Consider the following 25,230-nt stretch of genomic DNA (forward strand, 5'->3'; position numbering starts at 1 on the left):
GGTCAGATTATACCCCGCCGGTACCCATCAGGCAGCTGCGGCGAGATTTGTGCAGCGTTTCCCTAGAGGCGAAATTGCTCGCTCACCATGACGATGCAGGACGCTTGGAGGCTCCCCTCCTACCGCGTTTCATCGGCACCGTGTCGGTTCCCGGCGGGTGGCCAGTTCTGGCATCGACACTTTTTGGAGGATAGTTTGACATCCACTATGCCCATCCTGCGTTGGTCGTGATCTTGCGTGATCAAGGCCGTTTGGCAGGGTAGGCCACCATGTCCACCCAGCATAGGGAGGAGGGCCGCATGACAACACCTGCTGAGCGAACGCGTACCGTGATCCAGGCACGAGCATTCCTGATCGACATTGGCCAGGACCTGTCGCTTCCCGAGTCCCTCCGCAACGAAGCTCGGCGCTTGCTCAGGCACTACCCGACCCAGGAGGAAATGTTGATGGCTGGACAGCTGGAGGAGAGCGCCGACGAGGGCACCTTTCTCCCGCCGGTCTTCAGCTCGAGCACGGATGTGAAGCAGCCGGGGGACGAAGGCCAGCATGGTGCGACAGCGAAGGCATAAGTGACGATGCCGTTGGCATGCGCGGCCAGCGCCTGAAGCACCTGAAGCGGCTGAAGGGGTTGGCGCCCGATGAAGACCGGCCGAGCGAGTCGGCCGGTACTGATGACGGGAGGCGCATGTTGAAGCCGCCATCAGGCGCGGTGGTCACGCGGACCATGCCGACCATGCCCGCCGAGTGGGCTTGTCGCCTATCGTGATGACGGCATGACCCGGCGCGACTATGGAGACGTATCGCGCCTGGAGACTTGATCAAGCTCTGGCGGTGCTCGAGCCCGTCATTGCCACGGTGCAACACCTTGCCACTAATCCAGGCGCGAGTGCCTGGGAGGATCATATGGGGAGTGACGGACACGGGTCGGATCTCAGCGGTCAGTCGCTATCCCAGAAGCGCCGGTTGCCCCACGGGTGCCTTCGCCAGGCGTACCCGGCGTAGTCATTGGCGCGAGGCACCGGGGGGCGCCACCTCAGTAAGCGGCTTTGCGGTTGGACCACGTCCGGTTCACTTCATGACTATGGATCATGCCCAGCGAATGCGTGTAGGTATGCAGCAGGGTGTTCACATGCCGGTGGCCGATCAACTTGGCCAACTGGCCCATCAGTGTTCCCCGCTCGATGGCGTCATCGCCTTCGGCGCCACACAGGTACGTCAGAAACGCCTCCAGTGTGGATGGCTGGAACATCCAGTGGAACTTGTAATGAAGGGTCTCACGGAAATCTTCATGCTGGGCGGCATGCAGACGCAATTGCCACCAGGAAGCGGCGCAATGGCGCAGGCCGTGGAAATCGACACCCTCTCCCCAGCGGTCGCGAAGCCAGCTCAGCAGCGGATCGATCAGCCCCTGGCGACGGTAGGCCTGGGGGCTGAATAGCGGGCCAAACAGGCCGATCTCCTTGAGGGGCAGAGTGGGCGCCACGGCACGGCGCGTCTCCCACCACCGTGCCATGCATTGAGTGACCTCTGGAGGAGCCAGCAGGTGAAGCGGAATCCGTCGCCGGCCAGAACGCGATTTGCTCTCACGAATATAGACCCAGCACGGCTGCAGGGGGAAAGGGCCCGTATCCGTCGACAAGCGGCGGCCCGACGCGTAGCCATCCTGAAGCGCCGCCCAGTCCTCCTCCAACGTCGGCGACTCGATGAGAACATCCCGCAGCGTCAGCTGACAGACCTCCGAGGCTCGCAGGCCGCCGTAATAGCCCAGCGCCAATGCCAGCGCGAATTGCGTGTTGGTCTGGCTGGGACGTGCGTGGCCGACCAGCGCCTTCCAGGCATGATCCATTTGCACGGGGTTGATCAGTCGGGTGCGACGGGTCGAGATTCGCGTTGTCGTCGATGAAGGCGGAACGACATCATCGAGAATGCCGTAGTCCTGGCAGAACCGGACAAACATGCCCATGGTGCGGAGAAAATGCTGGCGGGTATTGTGGCTCCAACGCGCGTAGGACTGGCCTTCAGCACAGAGCTCGTCAACGCTGTCCTGATCCCAGCCAGGCACATCCGCGATGGCCTCGTTGAGGAGCAGGGGCGGTGGCATCAGACGCGTCAGGAAGGTCTGTGCGCTGGAAATGGTGTCGCCATGGCTGATCAGTCGGGCACAGGCGAACGCCACGAGCCAGTGCCCGAAACTGTCTGGCGTGCCGACGATGTCGGTGAGCGTGTCGAACGTGTGACGTCGCAGCTGCTGAAGGGGCTCGCGGTACACCTGGCCCGATAACCGTTTCCCCGTGGTGAGGGTGGGGAGCTGACGGGAAAAGGCCCGGACGGCATGGCGAAGGGCAAAGCTTTGCTCGATGGACAACGGCTCGGCGCCGCTCTCGACGGCGCCAGGGGCGGTAATGGCGAGATCATCCGGCCGGTGCATGCTGGCCGCGTCATGAGGCCTTGGCGTCGCCGGTCCGTCATCCAGAAAACGCAGCTCCTCGCTATCAGGCCGCGCATGGTGACGACTGGCCGCGCCGGCAGGGGCGTAACGTCCTCGATCCGCGCCGACGGTGATGGGCTCGCGAGAATCGGTGGGGAGGGGGTACTCGGAGAGGATATCGAGCCAAATCGAGGCGATGCCCTTGCGCTGCGCGACCATGGGCCCCCACCGGCTCATTTTGGGCCAGCCTGATAGGCGTTCCAGCAGCGCGCGATGCTGGGGATGCTGTATCTTCATCTCCTTGACCAGCGCCTTGGCAGCGCGATCGAGTCGCTCGCGAAGCTGTTTTTGACGGGTCTTGAGCGTCGCTATCGGTTTTGAAGGACTCTCCAACGCCAGCCATTCGCCTTGATCGCCGGTGGCGGCATGGACCAGGTGCCGGAGGGGATCCCATACGGCCCGGGGCAGCGCCAGGGTGTAGTAGTGCATCGGCTGGTAAGCCGGATCCTGCTGTGGGGCGGTTCCGAGTGCCTGTGAGGGGTTCGCCTCCCCTGTTGGTAGGCTGTCTCGGTCATCTTGCAGCTGAGAAGGCAGGCGGATCTGGCGGGTGGCGGTGTCGACATGCCGTGTCCCCAGCATGGCCAGAGTCCCGAGCAGCACCTCCGAGCCCATGCCGAGTCGACAGCTCAGGCGCAGTGCCAACGTGAGCAACCAGCGGTCACGGTGCCGGGCATGCTGTCGCCAGGTATCGAGATGGCGATCCACCAGGAGCATGGCGGCCAGCCCCTGAGCCTCCTCGACCGAGGTAGGGGCATGACTGGGGCGAGGCGGACGTACGGGTTGCGTCGGTATCTGGATCGTTAATCCTGGCAACGCATTGAGCGAGGCGAAAATCATCGCCACTCGCTTTCGGTGGTTGCTACGTCGGGGGGGCTTGGGCTGATGGGCTGTGGCCCATTCATAGAGCTCATCGGTCATCTGGCAGACGGCCGATGCCCTCACCCTGCCGTGCTCGTCGATGTGCGCCGGCAAGCGTTGGCAGACCTCCCACACGAGAGCCGAGCGTTCCGCGCGATCTGACCGACACAGGTCCGATTGCGACAACTTGTCAAAGTCGTCACCGCGCTGCGAATGCGTGTGATCCTGTTGATCACGCTGCAGGTGACGCAAGATATCGAGTGAGGTCATCTCATTGGCCGAGCGCATATGACAGCGAGCTCCTATTGAGGGGGTGATGACCGGCTTCTTTCAGCAGGTCGGAGATCATCGTTTGCCAGACACGCCGGCCGGGACCCGCCGCCGAGCTACCGGGACCCTGCTGTCGAAAGCCGTGGACATGCCCCAGTATCGCGTCCAGCTGAGGGGTGGGAAGCCGTCCTCGGCAGCTTGTGGTGACGCTATGGCGGGTGACGTTGCGAACGGCCTTCGCCGGCACCAGGTCAGGTCGCGCATCGGGTGGCTGTAGCGTGGTGAGCGTTTGGATAAACCCTCGGTGGGTGATCGACGTGACCGCCATGCGTGAACGCTGAGCACGGTTGATCTCAGCGCAGAGGGAATACTCCCCGGCGAGACGGTGGTCCGTGACCTCAAAACCCCGGCGCCTCAGCCAGTCCATCGCTTCCGCCACGAGCGTCTGATGGGCGTCGAGACTGGCCTGCAGTTCTTTGGCAATCGGTATCCAGCGGCTCTCTTGTGCGCGTCGTGAGTCCTTGTCGGCCAGCCACAGGTCATCCGCCACGCGCTCACAACGCACCCGCGAGCCCTGGGGGCGGCAACCCGTTGACAGCAAGAACACGAGATAGCTGTGAGCCGCGGAGATGGCCAGGACCTCGAGTAGGGTATCGGGCGAGCGGTCGCGTGGACGCAGTGGGCTCATGAAGCGGCGGACGGCTGACCCCATCCCGCGTTGCAGCCATTCAAACCACGAGCGAAAGGCGCTGATCGGGACCGCATGGGGAGAGCCTGTGTGCCAGTTTGCGGCAAGGGGGTTCGGCGTCACGCCCCATGCCACTGGGGCGATTGTCAGCCAGTGGGGTGGGGACCGGGTTGTCAGGCTGGAGAGTAGGCAGGCCACTGCGTGCTGAAAGAGTGTATTGAGCTCGCCAGGGGCAAGGGTGCGATAGGCGGCGGGGGCCGACAGGGCAATTCCGAAGCGTCCGCTCAACGCTTTGGCGGTCACATCGTCCCGCGCCGCGGGACGTATCAGCATCCAGCTGCTGGCCGTCAGGCGGTTGGGTGTCGGTGGCAGACCGGCTGAGTGGACTGTTTGCCGGGCCCAGGTTTTCTGCAGCTGTTTGGCGGTGTCATGGAAGGGTCGGTCGCCATGGTGCTCGACCGCCTGGTGTATGGCCTGTATCAGCGCATGGGGAAGGGCCAGGGTGACCCAGCGATGATCATCGGTGTCGGGGAGGCGGCTGGGGCCGTCGAGCAGGCGAAAGGTCAGTAGGGTACCGTCGTGTACGACCTTGGGCGTTTCGTCGTCCTCCGGCGGGTGGTCTTCTGTGGAGGCCATGACGACCGTGAGCGTTTCGAGCCTGGCAAGCGGCATGCCGGTGCATAACAGCAGCATGCTCAGTGCCCATTGGGTGGGATCATGGCGGCAGCTGTCCAATGCCTCTCGCAACTGACGGGTCGTCAGACGATGAATATCGGTCATGGAGGTAAGGGTGTCGACCAGTGACATCCGCTGGACGTGATGCACGACGGCACGGTCATCGTCGACGGTCATGGTGCTGGGTGTCCTGCGCTGCAGCAGGATGTCGTGTTCATCCGCCTCGCTGGCGGCCGTGGAGGGGCTGGCAGCAGCGGCGTCACGATACGGGCCACGCCTGATCAGTTCGTCGAACTCACCATCCGGCTGCGCCGCGCTCTGTGGGGCATCGAGGTCCCTCGTGGTGGTACTTGCGCCCGATGATGCCTGATGGCGCGACGCCCGTTGCTGCAGGCTCTCCAGCAGCTCCTGGTCCAAGCGCTTATCCCGCGGTTTTTGTTTCGTTTTTCGGCGCTGCTGGCCGCGGGTGCCACTGCGGATGCCCGGTTCACGAGGAATGAGATGGTCGCTAGTGATGCGATTTTTGCCGTGATAGAGCTTCAGGAACGTGATGGATTTTCTTTTCTCATCCTCCGTCACGGCGTTAACGCGGGTCAGATAATTGTTAACCTGTCCCACCAGGTAGTCATCGTCTTTGTCACCGCCCGTAGGCCCGGATAGCCCCTGCTGGGAGAGTGCCCACAGGACATCCCGGCTCTGCACGATGTGGTTGTATAGCGTTTCTGGGTGAGCCTGCTCCGATACATGAGCGAAATAGTCACTCAACATTCGCCGACAAGATTGCTGAAAAGGATGTGCCAGATGCCTGTTCCCTGTCAGGTGCATCATGGCAGTGTAAAGCGGGTGGGAGGTGGCGGTATGCCGGCATTTTTCGGTTTGAACAGGTAGGTGCTCAACCAGTGCTTCAGCCGACCTTGTGGTATGCGGTTGGTGATCGTTGATATAAAAAAGTAGCCCTTTGAGGACATCCAGGCGACTGATAGGTGGCAGGGAGTAGCGAATGGCAGCGCGCACGAAGCAGATGTCGGCCTCTGATAGGGTGGTCACCTGATCCATGACGTTGTCCCAGGCGTTGATGATCTGCCCAGGGAGCTGATGTCGCTCGGTGGAGGTCTGAGTCATATCGAATCGTCCTGTGAAATCAAAGCCGCGGTGAGGCTGTGTCGCCGACCTCACCGCGGGAATTCAGCCATTACGCTGCGTTTTGATATTCCAGCTGCGTTCTGAACGTGCTAATCGTTGCCAGTGAAGCCCGCTCGGCGCAGAGCCATTGGAGGTCAATGAGCCGCAGGGTTTTTCGACCGAACAAACAACGGGCCACGGCCAGTGCGACATCATCGTTCTCGATCAGGATCGTGACGATATCCTGCCAGCTCGGCGTCCGGGGGGTGTAGCGTGAATGACGATGGTGCTGGCACCAGGCGCGCTCTTCGTACCAAAACCTGAGCGCCAGTTCCTCCTCGTCATTCACCTCACTGATCTTGATCAGGTCACAGAGCACCGACTGCTCGGCATCCAGATGATCCGTCAGGTCGGGCAGTAACGCGCGATTGAGCAGTTCGACGTCACCGTCCCGATGGATAAAACCGACCGGGCGGTGGGAGGTGCAGTCCACGTCGTGTTCGACGCGCTGGCCCTGCTGGGTCCCCAGGTCGAGATCCTGCAGGCGAAGGCTGGCGGTATATGTCGTGATGGACAGGCGGCTCTTGGGTGTTACCTGCACCTGGCGTTGATGTGGCAGTTGCATTGTCGTCGTCCTCTGTATGGTGTCATCAACAGGCACGTGTTTCGTGCCTGTCATAACTACAGGGGCCTGCTAGCGCCACTTTGCGGACGTAGATGTAAATTTTTTTGCTGCATCCCGATCAGCGATGCCGCGAAATATTGTAAGTCATTGAATATATTGCATATAATTTTGTCCGCGGTGGCGCTGATGACACGGCTGTCTACCGTCGCCCTCGCTGCTGTTACGCCGCCTCCTCGTGCGTCAATGGTTCCGGATGATGACCCGGCGGTCTGATCCATGACGTTGTCCCAAGCGTTGATGATCTGCCAAGGGAGCTGATGTCGCTCGAGGGCAGGGGCTGTTGTGGGGCCGTGAGAGCCCCGAAGAGCACGCCGCCCGGGTGACGAACTTCGTGGTCGAGCACTACGCGCCCACGGTGGCCAGGGCGGCGACGGCCGACCTCGATCGCCGCCGCGCGGACGAGATGGAAGAGACCGCCCGGCCCACGGAGGCCGCCCTGGAGAAAGAGCGTGAAGCCCATCGGCAGACTCGGGAGCGCCTGACGGCTCTGGCAGGCGGCCTGACCGCGGAGGAAGTCGCTAAGATCAAGGGGTTCGCCCGCAAGTGCCGCCGGCAACGTCGTGAGGCCGAAGAGGCTCGCAAACGCGAGGAGGCCCTGGCCCGACTGGAAGATGGCGAGCGCGTGACGGCGTGGCGCCTGGCTGTGGCTCGCGATGACCTGGCGCCGACGCTGGAGAGCTGGGCGGAGAGCGGCCTGTTCGAGGTGGACGGCACCCTGACCTCGAAGGGATGCACCCTAGTCGAGGGCGGAGCGGCCAAGGCGGAGGACAGTTCTGCCCTGAGGCGACCCCGGCGAAGCCCTGGCCGGGCATGCTGTTACGTCTGCCGTTCGAACGCTGAGGCGGGATGAACTGTAAGGTTTGACAGTGGTCCCAACTTGGGACAAAATGCCTGACAAGGAGGTGGCATGAGAATAATAGCGATCAAAAACCTAAGGGATTTCTGGGAGCAGCATCCCGACGCCAAGGGCCCGCTGGAGGCCTGGGCAGACGAAGTAAAGCATTCGGAGTGGCAGAGCTCGCATGACATCAAGGCGAGATACCCAAGAGCCAGCATATTGGGTAACAAGCGCGTCGTTTTCGACATCAAGGGCAACGATTACCGGCTTATCGTGAGCGTTGCGTATCGGTTCGGCGCGGTCTATATCAAGTTCATCGGCACCCACGCGGAGTACGACAAGGTGGACGCCGAGACAGTTGAGATGGAGTGATCTATGAATATTCGCCCGATTCGCACCGAGGTCGATTACAAGGCCGCCCTGCGCGAGGTATCTGCGTACTTCGACAACGAGCCTGAGCCCGGCACTGAGGACGGCGACCGCTTCGACATCCTGATGACTCTGATCGAGCACTACGAAGCGCAGCAATTCCCCGTGGATCTGCCGGACCCCATCGAGGCCATCAAGTTTCGGATGGAGCAGGAAGGTCTTACCGCCAAGGATTTGGAGCCGGCTATCGGCAAGCGAAACCGCGTCTACGAGATCCTCAACGGTAAGCGCAACCTGACCCTGGTCATGGTCTGGAAGCTCCACGAAATGTTCGGGATCCCGGCAGAGAGCTTGATCAAGCCTCCGCGTCATGCGGAGAGCAATTGATCCTCCTCTTCTCCAGAATCCCTTCTACAGCCGCTCATCGAGGCGGCTTTTTTGTTGGTAAGCGATCGAGTATCACCATGGGCTACCCTGATAGCCATATCATCAGCTGGGTAGCCTCCCCATGAAACCGTCCTCACATCCTTCCACAGACCCGCTAGCCCAGATCTTTGCCTACAGGGCCATCGACCTCCGTGACCGTTTCCCCCAACCCCTGGAGAGCTTTCGCAAGGCACTGGAATGCCTGCAGAGCGAACGCTCCTACATGGCCGCGATGAGCGGCGAGATCATCGCATACCTGCGCGGTGGTAACTTCCTGACAGTCCCTGACGAGTTTTTCATACGCCGCAGCGGCGAGCTCGACGCCACTCTCGTACCTCCTGCAGAAAATGATCCGGTGTGCGCGAAAGTGCAGGCCTGGCTGAGGAAAACGCTCACGCGACGTGATGTAGATACCACCAAGGGTGTTCCCGCGGAAGAGCGACCTTACTCACTCGATCAGCTACTGGCACAGTGCAATCCTCAGGCTCCAAACCCTGATGAGCTAAAAGCCTGGCAGGACATGCCCGATGTTGGACGCGAAATCCTGGAGGCGCCTACCGAGACAGATATCTGGCAAGCCGCCGAGCGCTTGTTTGAAAGTCGAGAAGGCGCCGAACGTTGGATGACGAGCCCAGAAATTGCTCTCCGAGGCCGCACGCCGGCAGATGTTGTGGTTGAAGACCCTCAACGCGTTTACGACCTTATCATGCGACTGGAGTATGGGGTGTTTAGGCGCTGAAACCCCCAATGGCATCTGTAGAATGGTGTGGTTTTTCCTTTCTCTCAAGGTCTGATATGTCATGGTGTGGCGGGTAGATATGCAAATATCACTCTTTCGCGACTGGGTTTGATATCATTGTTGGCCATGTGTTTCGTGAAAGTAGTTTTCATAAAGATAGTGGTGTTGATAATAGGAAAAAAATCTTTACCTAATCTTGATGATTTTAGTGAGTATGAGATGGCTTTTTTTGAGAATGAAAATACGGTAATAGCGCGCTATGGGGTTCGAGGCTGAAGCAGGCGTTTTGAACCTGAAACGACCCATAATGAAAACTCAATAGTCCGGTATCTGAGAATTTCGAGGCTGAAAATAAGCCAATAGCGCGAAATGGGGTTCGATGTCGAAAGGAGCATTTCGAGGCTGAAACGGCGACCCCGATGCGACAAGGATAACGGCAGTGCCACATTTCGAGGCTGAAATTCAGCCAATAGCGCGGCAGGCGTTTCGAGGCTGAAACAGGCCCTTCGATGTCAAAACGCCGGTGGGGGCATGCAGGAGGGGGCGGTCGGCCACGAGCGGCTCTGTGGCGGGCCTGGTGGGGCATTAGCGATAAGTCCCCCCCTTATCAGTAATGGTTATTTAAATCAAAAGTTTGGAATATATTCATTACCAGCAACCCGGCTTCTTGCCGGGTTGTTGCGTATTGGGGGGGGCTGGCGTAGGGCTCTAACCCGAGACGCCGGTGGTCCTCAGGGGCTGGAAACGCGAGATCGACATCAGCGAACGCGCGCTAACTAGCTCGGTGAAGATAGAGGTTCACGGCTATCAGGGTTATGGGGGTTATTAAAATCTTGCTCTTGAGGATTGGTAGGGGGTTACGATAACCCCAATATCAGATGGCAGGGAGCCGGAGGTGAAAAGCTGTGAACTGATCAAGGAACTGGAAGCGGATGGCTGGACGCTGGATCGCATCAAGGGCAGCCATCACCACTTCCGGCACCCCACCAAGCCCGGCACCATCACGGTGCCTCACCCGAAAAAGGATCTGAAGAAGGGCTTGATACAGGGGGCAGAAAGCAAGCCGGCCTCAAGTGAGGCCGGTCATCACCGGCGCGCCACAGGAGACACACATGCACTATCCCATCGCCATTGAAGTGAGTGACGAACATCACGCCTATAGCGTGGCCGTCCCCGACCTGCCGGGCTGCTTCTCGACGGGCGACACCTTCGACGAGGCGATCGACAACGCTCGCGAGGCCATCGAGGGCCACCTCGAGAGCCTGGCCGATCACGGCGACCCCATCCCTTCGGCCAGCGCCATTGAGCAGCACCTGGCGAACCCTGACTATGTTGGCTGGGTATGGGCCGCGGTCGAGATCGACATGACCCCCTATCTGGGTAAAAGCCACAAGGTCAACGTCACCCTGCCGGACTTGCTCATCAAGCGCATCGACCGCGCCGTCGCGCGCCATGGCAAGTTCAAGAGCCGCTCCGGCTTCCTGGCCCGTGCGGCCCTGCATGAACTCGAGCGCTATGCGGGCTGACACTCTAGCTTATCACCCAAGCGCCCCGACCAATGGCCGGGGCGCTTGCATTTACTCTGGAGCAAGCCGAAGGACGCCCCGGGGCTCTGCTACCCCGAGCCCCCTGGGATCGTGATCCTCTCCCCCGTAATCCGGTCCGCACGACCGTGCCAGATGGCAACAAAGCCTCGCTGGCAGACCTGGCACTGGCAGGCAGCAATCTGCAAGTATACGGCGATTAGGTGTAGGGGCCGAGGTTCGAAGGGCGCGGGAATAGGGCGATGGAGGCCTTGAGGATCAATCAGTGAATCAGCCAAGGCGAGGCGCTGGAATCACTCGTGCACTAGTGAGGGGGGACATCGCCAGGGAGCGGTATGCGGGCAATCTCACGCTTCGGTGTACCCTTCCAGCGCAAACGGGTTCAGAAACTGCCTGCTCCACAGGAAGTCACGGTCGACTGGGGTAAGGTCGGCCTCATCGCATACAGCATCCCAGTGATCACGGATCGTGGCGAGCTGGTGGTCGATGATCTCCCGGGCGTGGGCGTGGCTTAGTCCAAGCTGATCCGCGGCTGCCAGACAATGAACGAGCTGGCTCCTGCGTTCCAGGCCATACAGCAGCATGGCCTGGGTGGCTTCGCCACCGGTTCGTGACTGTGGGCAAATGTCATAGGCCGGCGTCAGTCGATAGCTCACGCCATCCCACAAGGCAGCATGGTTGCGTGCATGGTCGTCGGTGTTGCCGCAAAGCACGTTGAAGACGATGCGGCCAAACAGCTCGCGCAGTGTTTGTCCTGGCTGGTCGAACTCGGCTCGTATTCGATGGGCCAGATCCTCGTAGCTGGCATAGCGCGCCGTCATCTCATCCAGACCGAGCAGTGTGAGTGCCGAGAGCACGATTTTCCTGCACCAACCGTCAGCGGCCCGCACCCTGTCGAAGCGCTCCACCAGCAGGACGTCCTTGCCCAGTGAGCGAGCCATCTCGACGGGAGCGACGTCGAGTCCCGTCAGCCTGGCGAGCCGCATGGCGACGAACTCCGCCTTCACTACGCTGTAGAGATCGGTGCTGGAGGAAAATTTTGCTACCAGCTTGCGATCTCGGTCGTCCAGCAGCGCTTTGGGACGGGCGCCGCCGATGCTGCTGCCGTGTTGAATGGCCTGGTCCAGGGCAGGGGGGAGTGGCTCCCCTGCTTCCACATACGCCGATGCTTCCTGCAATTCCGCCAGGGTCGCGTCCTGGTACTCACGGGCCCGGTAGTCGGTGGGAGAGAGTTGGAAATCAAGCGCACCAATCCTGTCCGACCCGGATTCCAGTAGGTAGACCAGCTCGTTGAAATCGACTTCACCAGCAGCTTCGCCCTTGTTACCCGTCAGTCGGTTGATGATGACGCGGCGTCCCCACGCATCGGGGGAAGCGTCACGCAGGCAGGAGGGCAGTGCGCCATCTATCTGCTCATGGCTCCCGGGCCGAAGGGGAAGCTCACTTGGGTAGAGGCTGATCGCGTCTTGACGCGCTAGATAGCGGCGACCATAGGTAAATCGGTACCGGCCTTGGTCATCACTCTCGACTAGACCGGCCACCACGGGTGATGTCTGGCCGGGCAGCCAGACCCAGACATAGGCGCGCCGGCTAGAAGTCATCGTCTATGGGATCTTGTGGCTGACGGCGAGCGCGCTTGGGGAGCAGCGTAAGCCGTTCCCGCTGGGTAGCATGCTCGCGTTTCAGCGTGTCTAGGTTATCGGTGAACAGCGATACGCCAACCAGCGCCGCCGCCTCGAAATAGGTGCCGATGGCCACACGGGGAGAGCCCTTGGCAACCTGGCGGAGTGTCACTATGCCGACGCCGACGCGGTCGGCGAGCTCGTCTCGGGTCCACCCCTTGCGAAGCCGCCCCTCCTCGATCAGCCCGGCGAACAGGCTAAGTGAAAAGGAAGCTTTGGGGCTTAGGGTGACGTGTCTTGTTTTCATGCCGATAGTATGGCATCGCTTAAGCTTTTTATCGACACTATAATGTCGTTTTCTTTGCGCATGCTGAGCGGTGCCGAGCAGAACATGGAGCGGTTTAGGAGCGCCCCAGCAGCTATCTGGCGACACCGTCGGCGCTCGAGCGCAAGGCCACGGTGGTAGTGCTGGCATGGTTGTTGATTAGCGAGTGGGGGGGCGGCACGAGATCTGGCGGAGCGGGAAGGTGTGGTCGGCTGGTAGTTCGGGAATAACTCGCTCTGGGCACTGTTCTACTGCGCGTCGCTGTCGCTGCCAGGCGGGCCAATAAAGGAGGTTGGCACGGCAGCCCAGGTTGTGTGGTGGCAGCTGGCCAAGGATGGCATGGGCCGTTGGGAGTGGCGGCTGACTGGCCGGCCGAGGCCGAAGACGGCGAGTTGGGGGGATGGCGGCAACAGTGCCATCTCGGGGTCGGGGCCGCCTTGCCCGATGATGGCACATGTGGGATGAAAACAAAGTTTCATCCCTAGAAATAAAGATTCATCCCCACAAGCTCAGCACTGATCTGCTTCTGAATACTTTCAGGCCACACTCAGTGAAGGCACCGCACTGACGTCTACTTCGCGTTCGGCATGCCAGGCGTCGTGAGCCGCCTGGAGACGCAGCCATAGGCTGGGACCGTTGCCGAATAGCTTGCCAAGACGTGCAGCCATTTCTGGCGATACTGGCTTACGCGCGGCCAGGATGGCGTGCAGCTGCTGGCGTGAGATGCCCAGCATCCTCGCGATGGCACTCTTGCTGAAGTCCAAATCCTCCAGCATGTCTTCGATCACCTCTCCGGGGTGCGGCGGGCAATGGTTGGGGTTCTGCTTTGCGGTAATAGCCATAGTGGTTCCACCTCACTCAGTGGTATTGCTCAAAATCAACCTGATAGGCGTTGCCTCCCTCGAATTCAAAGGTGAGGCACCATGGGCCGTTCACATGCACGGTGTAACGTTTGGGGTTGAAGCCTTGCAAGCCGTGGAAGTTATAGCCCGGTAAGTTGATGTCCTCAACGCTTGCGGCCTCGTTGATCACGGCCAACCGGATCAGGATGCGCCTATGCATACGCTTGTCGATCTTGGATTCAGGAATTTCTGTCCTTGATATTTCGGGTGTTTATTAACCACGCCTTCCCGTGTCTGCGCCGCCCCCCCCCCCAATATGCCCTCCCTGACGCTCTCCCGCGACAGACCGTCCTGCTTGTTGCCCGTGTGACGCCGCTGATCTTAACCTCGCCGTTGGATTCGCGAGGATATCGATGTGAATCAATCCGAGCGTATGCGCATAGGGCTGCAGCAGAGTGCCGGGGTATCGATGGCAGATCCGCTTGGCTATCCGCAGCAGAAGGGTGCCTGGGCGATCGCATCTTCATCTTCAGCACCGCAGAGTTCTTGTGGATTTCCCCACCGAGATAGGAGTTTCTTGCATGCCTCCCCTGAGCCAATCGATTCTGCATCGAGATTTGGAGACGTTGCTGGAGGGATGTACCGCCGGTGAGTTGATGCAGCTGATCATCGACCTCGGAGATGAGGAACACCCGCGCAATCGCCGACCGTTCCTGGAACGTATTCGACGACATCGGTGCTCTGTCGATACCGCTCCCACCGAGCTCTCGGCTGAGGACGGGCTACAGACCCAAATCGATAGCCTGGCAATGGAGGTCGCGGCCATCGCCGAAGCGGAGGACGCTGGCTGGTATGACGAGGAGGATGGCCTCGGCCCTTTTGCTGAGTTGCTGCCAAGCGTCCATGACCTGTTGGATCGGGTTAGACACTTGTTGGTGCAGGGCAGGGCGGTATCGGCGCAGCACGCCTATGAACGCATCTGGTCGATCCTCGAGGTGGAAGACGACGTCGGACGTCGGCCCAGCCTGGAAGAGGCCGATCTGGACTTGGCCAGGGAGCACGCCGCTCGTTACCTACGTGCGGTGTTCTTGGCCTGCGAACCAGGCGAGCGGCCGGACGCCATGCTGTGCGCCGCTGCGCGTGTCCGCTTTTCAGGGATCACGGCCAGGCCGGCCACGCTCTACCTCGCCCTGCAAGAGATCGATGAGGTAGAGGTGACACCCATGCCTGACTGGGACGCTTTTCTGGATGCGCTGATCGCGGCACTGGCCGAGCCACAAGATATCCTACAGGACATGTGGCTTCGCGAGGCGCTTAAGCAGCGACAGGGGGTGGCCGGCATGGCCGCGCTGGCGCGTTGTGAGGGTGGTGGCTCCCCCGAGGCTTGGCTCGACTGGGTTCGCGAGGCCGTGCAGCAGGGTGACACGAACGAGGCGGTCGCGGCCTGGCAGGAGGCGCAGGGGCATTTTCCTCGCCGGGCCGAAATCTGGGGACGATTAGCCGACCTGATTCTGCCCGGCGACGGCGCCTTGGATGCCGAGCGGCGGGCCGACATCGCCTTCGAGGCGCTGGTGGCAAAGCCCACTCCTCAGCGCCTGCTGACCCTTTGGGCGGCGGTGCCCGATGACAAGAAGCGCAAGGCTTGCCTGCTCGAGGCGGCCTGGTGTCTTCAAGAAACGCCGCCCGAGCAGACCACGGAGCGGTGTCGGGTGACCCTGGAGCGCCCCGGCAGCCATCTGGCGACCCCCTCGACATTCGAGCGGAGGGCCTCGGTGGCCGTGCTGGCCTGGCTGCTGATCGGTGAGTGGCAGCCGGCGCGAGACCTGGCGGAGCGGGACGCCGTGGTGGGCTGGTCATTCGGTGACAACGCGCTCCGGGCACTGTTCTGCTGCGTACCGCTGGCGCTGGCTGGCGGGCCGGTACGGGAGGCGGGCGCGGCAACCCAGGTCATGTGGCGGCAGCTGGCCCAGGATGGCATGGGGTCGTTGGGGGTGGCGGCTGACTGGCCGGCTGAGGCCGAAGACGGCGAGTCGTTGGGACAGGTGGCCGAGGCTAGCGTGTCCGCTCGGCTGGGCGATGCCCTGGTTCAGGCCAGCCAGTGTCATCCTTTGCCTCCCTCTGACGCCATGACCTGGCTGCAGTGGTGCTTCGATACCGCCCGGGCGCGCTGTCATGCCATCGTCTCGCCACGACACCGCAAGGCCTATGACAGGGCAGCATGTGCCGTGATGGCGAGCGTCGAGACCGCCATGGCGATGGGACATGCGAACACCGGGCGTCAGTTCCTCCGTGAGATCCGTTCTCGCTACCCCCGGAATACTGCCTTCCAGCGTGCGCTCGACGAGTACGGCAGCCGTTGAGCACTTGGCTGTGGGTAGCAGCGTGGCTACAGTCCCCATGCAGGCGGGCGGATAGGAAAACGGTTCTCCTGCCTACCTTGGAGTCCCGGGTCAAGCGGGTCCCTACAGCTACCCTTCAACCGAGGCCTTCGAGGCCTTCGAGGCCTTCGGGGCCTTCGAGGCCTTGCAGGCCGCGAATAAGTGGGGAGATAAGATGTAGCGTGCTACCCTCCGTTCCGTTTCTGGTCAACATGGACGATGAAATGTTGAAGTGTCTGCTGCCGTTCTCGAGACGCTCGACTCGAGTTGGCCATCCAATCGAGCGAATGGCATGAGGTCTTGCCGGCTTTGGACCAGGTTGAACAGTGCCGGGGTATTCGCCTTCATCGCCTTGTTGATCGTGACGCAGTGGAGCTATGCCGTGGTGCCGCTGCTGCTGGCGGCAACATTGCTGGCAGGTCTGGTGTTTGCACTGCGTGACGCCGATTGGCAGGGGCTCGATCGAGAGGACGGGCTTTTCTGTCTGACCCTGGTTGCTTATGGCGGATTATGGTTGCTGGATGTGTGGCGAAGTGGCCATTGGCCGGTGGGCGAGGGTAATCAAGGTATCCTGCTTCCCTTGTGGCCTCTGCTGGCAGCGGTAATGCTGGTTTGGCTGCGCCTTTTTCCACCTGACCCGGTCGTGCTCTGGCAGGGCGTGGGTTGTGGAGCTCTGGGTGCAGGCAGCATTGCACTTTACGAGCGTGTGGTGCTGGGGCATGAGCGCGCAAGCAATGGCATGAATGCCATTCCCTTCGGAAATCTAGCGTTACTGCTGGGGGCGCTCTCGTTATTGGCAGCGCTTTGGAGCTCGGGGACTGGAAAAGGGCGCCATCCGTGGTGGCTACTCTTTGCCCTTTCGGCAGCCATGGCTGGCCTGCTGGGGTCGTTGCTCTCCGGAACGCGGGGTGGATGGATTGCGATGCCATTCTTGATGCTGCTGGGGCATCGGGCGGCAGCAGGGTTGATGCCATCCAACGTACGCCATTGCATCCTGGGTGGGGTAGTGGTGATGCTGATGGTCGTTTTACTGATACCCCAGACTGGGGTGTCAGGCCGGATCGGACTCGCGGTCGATAATGTGCAGCAATACTGGCAGGACGAGTCTCGCGGGACGTCGGTGGGTCTCAGGTTAGAGATGTGGCGTGCAGGTTATGCATTATTTCTTGAACGACCTCTGACGGGCTGGGGGGAAGGACATCTGGAAGCCGCGCGAGATGCATTGGTCGAGCAAGGCGCTCGCCACCCGGGCATTCGTCAACACGACCAGTTGCACAGTGACCTGATCGATACAGCCGCTCGTCGTGGATTGGTGGGCCTCAGCGTGCTGCTGCTTCTCTATCTTGTACCTTTGTGGCTTTCTGGCGGAGACTCGCCACGTCAGGCACTGACCCCAATATAAGGGTGTTGGCGACAGCCGGCATCATGGTGCCGGTCGCTTTCATCGATTTCGGCCTGACCCAGTCGATGTTACGTGACGTTCGGGGTCTTAGCGGCTATCTCGGTCTTTGTGTCGTGTGTTGGTCTGCACTGAGGAGGGCTGAGACGGATGCAGAGCAAGGCGCGGAGGACAGACATATTGAGCAAACCAGCCGCGCATCCTACGCATCGACGCGAAGCGTGATGCGCTAGTCAAGCGGCAAGCCTTGGCGAGAGCCAAGGCGCATGCTGGATAAATATCAGGGAATGGCTTAGGCTTTTCGCATGGCTCGAGCGATGATTCGCACGGACAAGTGGCCCCTACAAGCCACGCCGCAGCAGCGACACCTGATGCGTCTGACGCTGGCGGAATACCGCCAGTTCTGCCGTGCGTTGTCAGTGGTGGTGCTGACCAACTGGCCCTCGCTGCAGCAGGCGCCCAGCTTTGCCACAGCCGTGGAGCGGCTGATGCACCCCACTGCCAAGAATCCGTCGCCGCGCCATCGCTACTTCATTCGACGCTTCTACAAGTTCCCGTCCTACCTGCGCCGAGCGGCCATCGAGTTCGTCAAGGGCCAGGTATCGAGCTACCTGACCCGCTATCGGGCCTGGCAGGTGGGCGAACGGAAGCATCGTCATGCCCGGCCACCGCGCTTCAACCCGGTCGCTGGCTGCTACCCGGTGATGTATCGCGGGCAGTTGGTCAAGTTCGATACCGAGTTCACCACCGCCAGTCTGAAGCTGTGGGACGGCAAGGAGTGGCTGTGGCATGACGTGGCGATCAAGGCAGTACGCCAGCGCCACCGCCTGGGCACCGTCAAGTCACCGACCCTGGTGCTCAACCGGCGTTGCCACCTGGCAGTGCCGGTGGCGATGGCACCAGAAGCTCTCCCCGATCAGCAGCACGCCTGCGCCGTTGATGTGGGGATCAACACGCTGGCCACGGCCAGTATCGTGACACCGGACGGCACTGTCGTGGCGCGAAGGTTCTTCCACCCCGCCGCGGACATAGACCGTCGTGACAAGCGCGCCACGCTGATCCGCCGCAAGGCGCGCAAGACCGCCAAGCTCTGCAGGGGATTCGGGCGGACGTGGTACCGCAAGGCCCAGCATATCAACGAGCACATGGCCCAGCAGACCTCCCGCCGACTGGTCGACTTCGCGTTGACGCATGGGGCCGATGTGATCGTGCTGGAGGATCTGAAGGGCTGGCGTCCCAAGGCTGGCAAAAAGCGCTCGGGACTGCGCCAGCGCTTCCACCACTGGCTGCATCGCCGGCTGGCCACGCTGATCGAGCAGAAGATGGCCGAGGCCGGCGGCCGGGTCGTCACCGTCTACCCGCGAGGCACCTCTTCCTGGGCCTTCGACGGCTCGGGTCGCATCAAGCGGGATAAGGCATAGCACGAACTGGCCACCTTTCAGAGCGGCAAGCAGTACAACGCGGATCTCAATGCCAGCTACAACATCGGCGCCCGCTACTGGGCCTGGAAACACCAGCTGACCCGCCGCAAGGACGGGCAGTTGCCAGTGGGCAAAAGCTCCCCTGGCAAACCGAGAATGCCGGTCACGCTCTCAACGCTCTGGCAGCGAGAGCGGGAAGCCCCGAATCAATGCGTAGCATGATTCGTGGGTGCATTCACCGGGACCTGGGTTCAGGATCCCAGGCCTGTTGAAAGCCCTTGTCGATACGGATCAGCCTTCCCATCGCGCTGATTTTGCTACCTGGAAGCGGGCAGCGCCGCGCCAGTGTAGGGGTCGGCCGGGGGTCCGCGGCTGACCCTAACGGAACTTGATCGCCCCTTCCCACGTCCCCCGTTGAGCGTGTACTGCTCTAATCGAAGCCCGGCCGGGCTTTGTCGTTGGTGCGCCAGGAATGGCGCGCAGCGCCTGACTGGCGCTGTTCCCGAGGGTGGTGCCTCGGGATGACTCGGGGGTGAAAGTCCCCTACGGACCCTGATAGCGGGAACCGTTAGCTGAACAGCAAGGGTGTCCGCCGCGAGGCGGAATCTGAAGGAAGCTGAAGGCAAACTCCCGGCCTGACGAACAGGAACCGCATACGAGGCTGTCGCACCTGGGCGAGAGGGCCAACGCACTCAAAGCCCAATAGCTATCCGGAAGGGGCGGCAGTATATGCGGCAGGTAGATGGGAGGAAGGTCGCGCGTCTTACCCTGGGAGGTCTGGTGGTCTGCCACGGTGCTACCGGCGTCGAGAGGCGACGGGATGGGCCGCCAGACGTCAGCAGAGGCCATAGTACGTGCCGGTTCACCGCGGCACCAAGGGCCGAACATGAAGAACCGCGAGTAGGCGATGACGTCTCGAGGATCGATCATGAAGACCGAAACTGGTGCTGATACCACCACTCACCCAGAGGGGCAGGGGCAGTACCCCGAGTTCCGGCCGGTGGGCGTCGAGACGGTCCCGGCGTCGTCATCGTGGACGAAAGCGGAGCCCGCCCCGCTCATGGAGGCCGTGGTAGAGAAGGCCAACATGGCGCGGGCTTACCGTAGGGTGGTCGCCAACCAGGGCGCGCCGGGTGCTGATGGCATGACGGTGCACCAGTTGGCCGACCACCTGAAACATCACTGGCCGACGCTGCGCGAGCGGCTGCTGGCCGGTGAGTACCACCCCAGCCCAATCCGAGCCGTCGAGATCCCCAAGCCCAAGGGCGGGACGCGACAGCTCGGCATCCCCACGGTCACCGACCGGCTGATCCAGCAGGCGCTGCTGCAGGTGCTGACGCCGCGCTTCGACCCGGGATTCTCGGCATCGAGCTACGGCTACCGCCCCAAGCGCAGCGCCCAGCAGGCCGTCTCGGCGATGAAGGACCATGTCGCCGCCGGCCACCGCTGGGTGGTCGACCTTGACCTGAAAGCCTTCTTCGACCGAGTGAACCACGACCTGCTGATGGCCCGGGTCGCGCGCCGCGTCTGCGACAAGCGAGTGTTGCGCCTGATCCGACGCTATCTGGAAGCCGGGATGTTCCAGGATGGCCTGGCCGCGCCACGCCGGCAGGGCACGCCCCAGGGTGGGCCGCTGAGCCCACTGCTGGCGAACATCCTGCTGGATGACGTGGACAAGGAACTGGAGCGCCGCGGTCACCGCTTCTGCCGTTACGCCGACGACCTGCAGGTGTATGTCAGGAGTCGGCGAGCGGGCGAGCGCGTCATGACCAGCCTGAGTGATTTTCTCGAGAGCTCGCTCAGGCTGACGGTCAACCGCGACAAGAGCGCAGTGGATCGCCCCTGGAACCGGGGGTATCTGGGCTACACGCTGACCCGACACAGGCTGCCGAAGCTGACGCTGGCCAAGGCCAGCCTGCGGCGCCTGATGCAACGTGTCCGCGAGATCCTCAGGCGTGCCAGGGGGTGCCACATCCGACGAGTCATCGAAGAGCTGACCCCGGTCTTGCGGGGCTGGGCCAACTACTTCTCCCTCGTCGACGTGAAGCGCCCTTTGGAAGCGCTAGATCAATGGATACGTCGCCGACTGCGCTGCATGATCTGGCGGCAGTGGAAGCGTCCGGTAACTCGGCGCCGGAAACTCCTGGCGTTGGGCCTGGACGAGCAGCGTGCCTGGAAGTCAGCGGGGAATGGGCGAGGTCCTTGGTGGAATGCCGGTGCCTCGCACATGAATCAGGCCCTGCCGCGGAAGTGGTTCGACTGGTTGGGTCTGATCTCGGTACTGGACACGGTCAAGAGGGCTTAATCGTTCTCCATGAACCGCCGTGGTACGGAACCGTATGCCCGGTGGTGTGGGAGGGCGCCGGGGGCAACCCCGGCCCCTACCCGATATGCTCAACTCGCGTTACCCCAGACGACGAAGTAGGGGTTCAGGTGTTCCTGGGGCTTGGCATGGCGAAGTGGCTGACCTGCCAGGGTTTCCACCCGGCCGCCGGCTTGTTCCACTACGGCCTGGGCGGCGCCGGTGCGTCGGCCAAGCAACTCGGCGACCTGCTGCTGGAAGCGTGGCGTGCCCAGCGTAATCGGACAGACCCTCATTCCCTGGGATGGTCCCTCATGCCGGTTCGCACCGGTCGCAGGGGTATAGGCCTCCGTCGCTTGTCGACGCGCCGCGCTTTATCAAAATCGCTATGTTGCACTGCACAAAAATACCTGCTATTGTGGATGACATCAGAGCGGGAATCTCCCGCTCCATGTCATCCAGAACCAGGAGGTTCCCTCATGACCAACGCATTCGCCTTTGACACCAAGCAGTTTGACACCGCTCAGCTCGAGTCCATGTTCTTCGCTCCAGCACGCGCCTTCGCTTCTCTCTCCGTCGATTACACCGAGAAGCTGGTCAACGCCCAGCTCGAGGCTACCAAGGCCTATACCGACACCGGCCTGGCGCAGCTGCGCAGCCTGATGGAAGTCAAGGACGCTGAAGGCCTCAAGAGCTACATGGAAGGCCAGCAGAAGGTCGCCCAAGAGCTTACCGAGCGCATGAAGGGTGATGCCGAGAAGGCCGTGGCCCTGCAGCAGGAGTTCGTCGAGGAGAGCCAGAAGCTGACCGAGAGCAGCGTCAAGCAGGCTCAGGAAAGCACCAAGGAAGCTACCGAGACTGCCACGAAGGCCGTCAAGGAAGCCCCTCCCAAGGCTGCCAAGTAAGCGTTGGACCCCCGGCCCTCGGGCCGGGATAGCGCAAGAATTCAGCAGGCCGTCGATCATCGATCGACGGCCTGCTTGTGTGAGATCTTTACGCTTTATAGATTTGAGCGTCATACGAGCGCTCAAATATAGAAGCACGGCATACGGTGCGAGGGGCGGCTCCATGTGATGAGAGCGCGCTCGAGGCTACGGCGACGGTTCGCCGAGCGTAGCGGGGGCGCGGGGAGTAGCTGACCCCAGATGCTGGCGAGCGGCCTTGACGTTCATCGTGACTCTCCGGGGCCCTGACGGCCCATTGGTGGATGTGAGCAAGTTGCTATTATACTGGAGGTCAACCACTTGTTTACGACTAAAGTCTAAGGCGATAGGCGAGCTACACTCTGAGCATCGGATAACGGGCAGCGATGTCCCCCGGATGCAACAACCCCCACGGATTCTCCACCACGGCGCCGCCGAGGGCGTCACCGGCAGCTGCCACCGCTTGCAGATCAGTGACGACCGCGCACTGCTGGTGGATTGCGGGCTCTTCCAGGGCCAGGCCGCCGACCACCTCGACAGCCTCGAGCAGCACCGGGTGCGCTTTCCGGTGGACGACGTGCTGGCGCTGATCGTCACTCATGTGCATATCAACCATATCGGCCGGCTATCAGGGGCCGATCCTCTGCTCGGTGCCTTCCGCGCGGCTGCTGCCGCTGGTGATCGAGGATGCGCTGAAGATCGGCTTCACCCGCGACCGCTCGCTGATCGAGCGCTTCCTGGCCGAGTTGGAGGAGCGGCTGGTCCCGCTGGACTACCGGCAGTGGCATACCCTGATCGATGACGCGCGCCACCGTATCCGCGTCAAGCTGCAGCGCGCCGGGCACATCCTCGGCTCGGTCTATGTGGAGGTCGATGTGCGCGACCACGCTTCGGGTGAGACGCACCGCACGGTGTTCTCCGGCGACCTCGGCGCACCCTACGCGCCGCTGCTGCCGGCGCCGAAAGCGCCGTATCGCGCCGACACCCTGGTGCTCGAGAGCACTTATGGCGACCGCCACCATGAAAACCGCACCACCCGCCGGGCCCGGCTCAAGGCCGCCATCGACCGGGCGCTGGAGAATGCCGGCAGCGTGGTGATCCCCGCCTTCAGCATCGGCCGCACCCAGGAGCTGCTCTACGAGCTCGAGGGGCTGATCCACACCGCCACCGACCCCCGCTGGCGCGAGCTCGAGATCATCGTCGACTCCCCGCTGGCCGCGCGCTTCACGCAGGTCTATCGCGACCTCAAGCCCTGGTGGGATGCGGAGGCCCACCGGCGCGTGCGCAGCGGCCGCCACCCGCTAAGTTTCGACAACCTCTACACCGTGGATGACCACGCCGAGCACGAGCAGACCGTGGACTACCTGGCGCGCACCCATCGGCCGGCAGTGGTGATCGCCGCCAGCGGCATGGTCACCGGTGGGCGGGTGGTCAACTACCTCAAGCGCATGCTCGGCGACCCCCGCCATGCCGTGGTGTTCATCGGCTACCAAGGCGCCGGTACCCCGGGTCGCGACATCCAGCGCTACGGGCCGAGCGGCGGCTGGGTACTCCTCGACGGCGAGCGCATCGACATCCGCGCCGAGATCCACACCGTCAGCGGCTACTCCGCTCACGCCGACCAGCAGAACCTGCTCGCCTTCATCCGCCGCATGCGCCACCCGCCGCGGCATATCCGCCTGGTCCACGGCGACCATGACGTCCAACTCGCCTTCAAGGCTCACATCGAGCAATGGGCAAGGGACGCCGGCCGGGAGGTCGAGGTCACCCTCGGTCGAGATTACCTCACAGAGCGATAGTGGAGGTTTTATGTAGGAGCTGTGCTTGCACGGCGATGGGTTGTTTTTCGCGGTGCAAGCACAGCTCCCACAGGGGCAAAGTGCCAGCATAGGGCATTGTAGGAGCCTTCGATTCGGCCGCGGGCTCTGTTACGGTGGTGGTGCTGCGCCTTTTTCCATGCCGCTGCGCTTTACCGGCCCTACCGGTATCATCGTGCTGCTGATTGCTGCCATGCTGGTGGCGGTCTTCCAGCGCTCTTTGTTACCAAATAGCGCGTAAAGCATCGCCCAATCGGGCGGTGATATAAGCGCGCACCACGCAGCGGTGCCGTGTTGATAACACTTTATTATGCTGATAATTTATCCAGTATGACAAGACGTGCCTACAAGGAACGCTTTTATCCTACGCCTGAGCAGGCTGAGCTTCTGGCGCAGTCGTTCGGGTGTGCACGGTTTGTCTGGAACAACACGTTGCAGTATCGCACCGAGGCGTATCAGCAGCGCGGTGAGACAGTGTCGCATGCCGCCGCGGAAAAGCGGCTAGTGGCGCTGAAAGCTGAGTACCCCTGGCTTGCCGATGTGTCCAGTGTGATACTGCAACAAACCCTGCGTGACCAGAAAGCCGCCTTCGACAACTTCTTCAACCCCAAGCTCAGGGCACGTTATCCGCGTTTCAAGGGTAAGGATGGCCGACAATCGATCCGGCTGACCAAGGCCGCGTTTCGCTATCGGGATGGCGAGATCACCATCGCCAAGACGAAGACGCCGCTGCCGATACGCTGGAGCCGACCGCTGCCCAGTGAACCATCCAGCATCACGATTTCAATGGATCGTGCCGGGCGTTACTTCATCAGCTGCCTGTGCGAGTTCTCGCCCGAAGCGCTGCCGATCACGCCGACGATGACCGGGATTGACCTGGGGTTGACCGATCTCTTCATCACCAGCGACGGGGGAAAATACGGTAATCCACGCCACCTGAAGCGATACGAAGCCAAGCTGGCCTATCTACAACGCCGGCTGGCCAAGAGGCAAAAAGGCTCAAAGAATCGCGCCAAGGCCAAGCAACGTGTGGCGCGGCTGCATGCCAAGATTGCGGACTGCCGCCGCGATGCGGTCCATAAAGCGACGCGAACGCTGATCAACGAAAACCAAGTCATCTGCGTCGAGTCGCTCAACATCACCGGCATGATCAAGAACCGTTCACTGGCTAAAGCCATCAGTGATGCCGGCTGGGGTGAAATTGTCCGCCAGCTCGAGTACAAGGCCGAGTGGGCGGGACGGCAAGTAGTGAAAGTGAGCCAGTGGTTCCCCAGCAGCAAGCTCTGCCATGGCTGTGGCCACAAGGTTGAAAAACTGCCGCTCTCGCAACGTCATTGGCACTGTGCAAGCTGTGGGCAAGCCATCGATCGCGACATCAATGCAGCCAGGAATATCCGAACCGCCGGGCTGGCGGGGTTAGCCTGTGGAGCGACTGGATCGGGGGCAGCGGCCTAGCCGCTGCCTAGTGAAGGCGTGTTGAAGCAGGAAGGTTCTGGGGG

At 61.8% G+C, this 25,230-nt stretch carries 22 protein-coding genes and 1 pseudogene; 15 read left to right on the forward strand and 8 right to left on the reverse strand.

The genetic code is table 11. The features are described from left to right. Positions 1-299: 299 nt before the first annotated feature. Positions 300-569, forward strand: coding sequence for a BPSL0761 family protein (locus BMY30_RS16045; RefSeq protein ID WP_089715568.1), 270 nt, complete (start codon positions 300-302; stop codon positions 567-569). Between the two features lie 464 nt (positions 570-1,033). Here BMY30_RS16045 and BMY30_RS16055 read toward each other — a convergent pair whose 3' ends face one another. From BMY30_RS16055 to BMY30_RS16065, 3 genes are all read right to left on the reverse strand, one after another. Next, positions 1,034-3,331, reverse strand: coding sequence for a site-specific integrase (locus BMY30_RS16055; RefSeq protein ID WP_139195539.1), 2,298 nt, complete (start codon positions 3,329-3,331; stop codon positions 1,034-1,036). Positions 3,332-3,617: 286 nt separating this feature from the next. Beyond that, positions 3,618-6,101, reverse strand: a complete 2,484-nt coding sequence (locus BMY30_RS16060; protein ID WP_089715574.1) for a hypothetical protein — start codon at positions 6,099-6,101, stop codon at positions 3,618-3,620. A 70-nt stretch (positions 6,102-6,171) separates the two neighbouring features. Then, positions 6,172-6,726 carry a hypothetical protein gene (locus BMY30_RS16065; protein ID WP_089715576.1) on the reverse strand — a complete coding sequence of 185 codons (555 nt, stop codon included), beginning with the start codon at positions 6,724-6,726 and terminating at the stop codon, positions 6,172-6,174. A gap of 340 nt (positions 6,727-7,066) precedes the next feature. On the opposite strand from BMY30_RS16065, the gene BMY30_RS16070 reads away from it, so the two are divergent. From BMY30_RS16070 to BMY30_RS16095, 6 genes are all read left to right on the forward strand, one after another. Next, a complete protein-coding gene (locus tag BMY30_RS16070; RefSeq protein WP_089715578.1) occupies positions 7,067-7,636 on the forward strand; it encodes a hypothetical protein in 570 nt (189 codons plus the stop codon). A gap of 57 nt (positions 7,637-7,693) precedes the next feature. Then, positions 7,694-7,996 carry a type II toxin-antitoxin system HigB family toxin gene (locus tag BMY30_RS16075; RefSeq protein ID WP_089715580.1) on the forward strand — a complete coding sequence of 101 codons (303 nt, stop codon included), beginning with the start codon at positions 7,694-7,696 and terminating at the stop codon, positions 7,994-7,996. 3 nt (positions 7,997-7,999) lie between these two features. Further along, the gene (locus tag BMY30_RS16080) at positions 8,000-8,380 is read left to right on the forward strand and encodes a helix-turn-helix domain-containing protein (RefSeq protein WP_089715582.1); all 381 of its coding nucleotides are present in this window, start codon (positions 8,000-8,002) and stop codon (positions 8,378-8,380) included. Between the two features lie 121 nt (positions 8,381-8,501). After that, complete coding sequence (locus tag BMY30_RS16085) at positions 8,502-9,158, forward strand: antitoxin Xre/MbcA/ParS toxin-binding domain-containing protein (RefSeq protein ID WP_089715584.1); 657 nt, start codon at positions 8,502-8,504, stop codon at positions 9,156-9,158. An 895-nt stretch (positions 9,159-10,053) separates the two neighbouring features. Continuing rightward, a complete protein-coding gene (locus BMY30_RS16090; protein WP_089715586.1) occupies positions 10,054-10,293 on the forward strand; it encodes a type II toxin-antitoxin system HicA family toxin in 240 nt (79 codons plus the stop codon). Further along, the gene (locus BMY30_RS16095; protein WP_089715588.1) at positions 10,271-10,684 is read left to right on the forward strand and encodes a type II toxin-antitoxin system HicB family antitoxin; all 414 of its coding nucleotides are present in this window, start codon (positions 10,271-10,273) and stop codon (positions 10,682-10,684) included. The genes BMY30_RS16090 and BMY30_RS16095 overlap by 23 nt, the downstream gene beginning before the upstream one ends. 365 nt (positions 10,685-11,049) lie before the next feature. On the opposite strand, the gene BMY30_RS16100 is transcribed toward BMY30_RS16095, so the two are convergent. The 4 genes from BMY30_RS16100 to BMY30_RS16115 form a co-directional block, all read right to left on the reverse strand. Further along, the gene (locus tag BMY30_RS16100) at positions 11,050-12,303 is read right to left on the reverse strand and encodes a type II toxin-antitoxin system HipA family toxin (RefSeq protein ID WP_089715591.1); all 1,254 of its coding nucleotides are present in this window, start codon (positions 12,301-12,303) and stop codon (positions 11,050-11,052) included. Then, positions 12,293-12,631, reverse strand: a complete 339-nt coding sequence (locus BMY30_RS16105; RefSeq protein ID WP_089715593.1) for a helix-turn-helix domain-containing protein — start codon at positions 12,629-12,631, stop codon at positions 12,293-12,295. The genes BMY30_RS16100 and BMY30_RS16105 overlap by 11 nt, the downstream gene beginning before the upstream one ends. A 554-nt stretch (positions 12,632-13,185) precedes the next feature. Then, positions 13,186-13,491, reverse strand: coding sequence for a HigA family addiction module antitoxin (locus tag BMY30_RS16110; RefSeq protein ID WP_089715595.1), 306 nt, complete (start codon positions 13,489-13,491; stop codon positions 13,186-13,188). A gap of 16 nt (positions 13,492-13,507) precedes the next feature. Beyond that, positions 13,508-13,753, reverse strand: a complete 246-nt coding sequence (locus tag BMY30_RS16115; RefSeq protein WP_342027796.1) for a type II toxin-antitoxin system RelE/ParE family toxin — start codon at positions 13,751-13,753, stop codon at positions 13,508-13,510. Between the two features lie 319 nt (positions 13,754-14,072). Between BMY30_RS16115 and BMY30_RS16120 the strand changes: the two genes are divergently transcribed. From BMY30_RS16120 to ltrA, 4 genes are all read left to right on the forward strand, one after another. Then, the gene (locus BMY30_RS16120) at positions 14,073-15,851 is read left to right on the forward strand and encodes a tetratricopeptide repeat protein (protein WP_089715600.1); all 1,779 of its coding nucleotides are present in this window, start codon (positions 14,073-14,075) and stop codon (positions 15,849-15,851) included. A gap of 337 nt (positions 15,852-16,188) precedes the next feature. Next, positions 16,189-17,271, forward strand: coding sequence for an O-antigen ligase family protein (locus BMY30_RS16125; protein ID WP_244516251.1), 1,083 nt, complete (start codon positions 16,189-16,191; stop codon positions 17,269-17,271). Positions 17,272-17,639: 368 nt separating this feature from the next. Beyond that, positions 17,640-18,689 (forward strand): IS200/IS605 family accessory protein TnpB-related protein, encoded by a 1,050-nt coding sequence (locus BMY30_RS16130; RefSeq protein ID WP_244516252.1) that lies wholly within the window; start codon positions 17,640-17,642, stop codon positions 18,687-18,689. A gap of 928 nt (positions 18,690-19,617) precedes the next feature. Further along, a complete protein-coding gene (gene ltrA / locus BMY30_RS16135) occupies positions 19,618-20,994 on the forward strand; it encodes a group II intron reverse transcriptase/maturase (RefSeq protein WP_089715602.1) in 1,377 nt (458 codons plus the stop codon). A gap of 89 nt (positions 20,995-21,083) precedes the next feature. Here the strand turns inward: ltrA and BMY30_RS18380 are convergent, their stop codons facing one another. Continuing rightward, complete coding sequence (locus BMY30_RS18380) at positions 21,084-21,287, reverse strand: hypothetical protein (protein ID WP_089715604.1); 204 nt, start codon at positions 21,285-21,287, stop codon at positions 21,084-21,086. Between the two features lie 183 nt (positions 21,288-21,470). Here BMY30_RS18380 and BMY30_RS16145 point away from each other — a divergent pair, with 183 nt between their 5' ends. The 4 genes and pseudogenes from BMY30_RS16145 (at position 21,471) to BMY30_RS16155 (ending at position 25,186) form a co-directional block, all read left to right on the forward strand. After that, positions 21,471-21,896 carry a phasin family protein gene (locus tag BMY30_RS16145; protein ID WP_089715606.1) on the forward strand — a complete coding sequence of 142 codons (426 nt, stop codon included), beginning with the start codon at positions 21,471-21,473 and terminating at the stop codon, positions 21,894-21,896. A gap of 415 nt (positions 21,897-22,311) precedes the next feature. Further along, positions 22,312-22,482: pseudogene (locus BMY30_RS18525) on the forward strand (hypothetical protein); the annotation flags it as partial. 31 nt (positions 22,483-22,513) lie between these two features. Then, positions 22,514-23,713, forward strand: coding sequence for an MBL fold metallo-hydrolase (locus tag BMY30_RS18530; RefSeq protein ID WP_425283468.1), 1,200 nt, complete (start codon positions 22,514-22,516; stop codon positions 23,711-23,713). A 348-nt stretch (positions 23,714-24,061) separates the two neighbouring features. Then, positions 24,062-25,186 (forward strand): RNA-guided endonuclease InsQ/TnpB family protein, encoded by a 1,125-nt coding sequence (locus tag BMY30_RS16155; RefSeq protein ID WP_089715607.1) that lies wholly within the window; start codon positions 24,062-24,064, stop codon positions 25,184-25,186. Positions 25,187-25,230: the final 44 nt, after the last annotated feature.

This window comes from Halomonas daqiaonensis, from assembly GCF_900109725.1.
Classification (GTDB): Bacteria; Pseudomonadota; Gammaproteobacteria; order Pseudomonadales; family Halomonadaceae; genus Halomonas; species Halomonas daqiaonensis.

Coding starts and splice junctions, on each gene's coding strand:
- BMY30_RS16060 (WP_089715574.1), bottom strand. CDS start 6,101: ATGACTCAGACCTCCACCGAGCGACATCAGCTCCCTGGGCAGATCATC.
- BMY30_RS16085 (WP_089715584.1), top strand. CDS start 8,502: ATGAAACCGTCCTCACATCCTTCCACAGACCCGCTAGCCCAGATCTTT.
- BMY30_RS16075 (WP_089715580.1), top strand. CDS start 7,694: ATGAGAATAATAGCGATCAAAAACCTAAGGGATTTCTGGGAGCAGCAT.
- BMY30_RS16145 (WP_089715606.1), top strand. CDS start 21,471: ATGACCAACGCATTCGCCTTTGACACCAAGCAGTTTGACACCGCTCAG.
- BMY30_RS16065 (WP_089715576.1), bottom strand. CDS start 6,726: ATGCAACTGCCACATCAACGCCAGGTGCAGGTAACACCCAAGAGCCGC.
- BMY30_RS16095 (WP_089715588.1), top strand. CDS start 10,271: ATGCACTATCCCATCGCCATTGAAGTGAGTGACGAACATCACGCCTAT.
- ltrA (WP_089715602.1), top strand. CDS start 19,618: ATGAAGACCGAAACTGGTGCTGATACCACCACTCACCCAGAGGGGCAG.
- BMY30_RS16100 (WP_089715591.1), bottom strand. CDS start 12,303: ATGACTTCTAGCCGGCGCGCCTATGTCTGGGTCTGGCTGCCCGGCCAG.
- BMY30_RS16120 (WP_089715600.1), top strand. CDS start 14,073: ATGCCTCCCCTGAGCCAATCGATTCTGCATCGAGATTTGGAGACGTTG.
- BMY30_RS16155 (WP_089715607.1), top strand. CDS start 24,062: ATGACAAGACGTGCCTACAAGGAACGCTTTTATCCTACGCCTGAGCAG.
- BMY30_RS18530 (WP_425283468.1), top strand. CDS start 22,514: ATGTGCATATCAACCATATCGGCCGGCTATCAGGGGCCGATCCTCTGC.
- BMY30_RS18380 (WP_089715604.1), bottom strand. CDS start 21,287: ATGAGGGTCTGTCCGATTACGCTGGGCACGCCACGCTTCCAGCAGCAG.
- BMY30_RS16045 (WP_089715568.1), top strand. CDS start 300: ATGACAACACCTGCTGAGCGAACGCGTACCGTGATCCAGGCACGAGCA.
- BMY30_RS16080 (WP_089715582.1), top strand. CDS start 8,000: ATGAATATTCGCCCGATTCGCACCGAGGTCGATTACAAGGCCGCCCTG.
- BMY30_RS16110 (WP_089715595.1), bottom strand. CDS start 13,491: ATGGCTATTACCGCAAAGCAGAACCCCAACCATTGCCCGCCGCACCCC.
- BMY30_RS16105 (WP_089715593.1), bottom strand. CDS start 12,631: ATGAAAACAAGACACGTCACCCTAAGCCCCAAAGCTTCCTTTTCACTT.
- BMY30_RS16130 (WP_244516252.1), top strand. CDS start 17,640: ATGCGTCTGACGCTGGCGGAATACCGCCAGTTCTGCCGTGCGTTGTCA.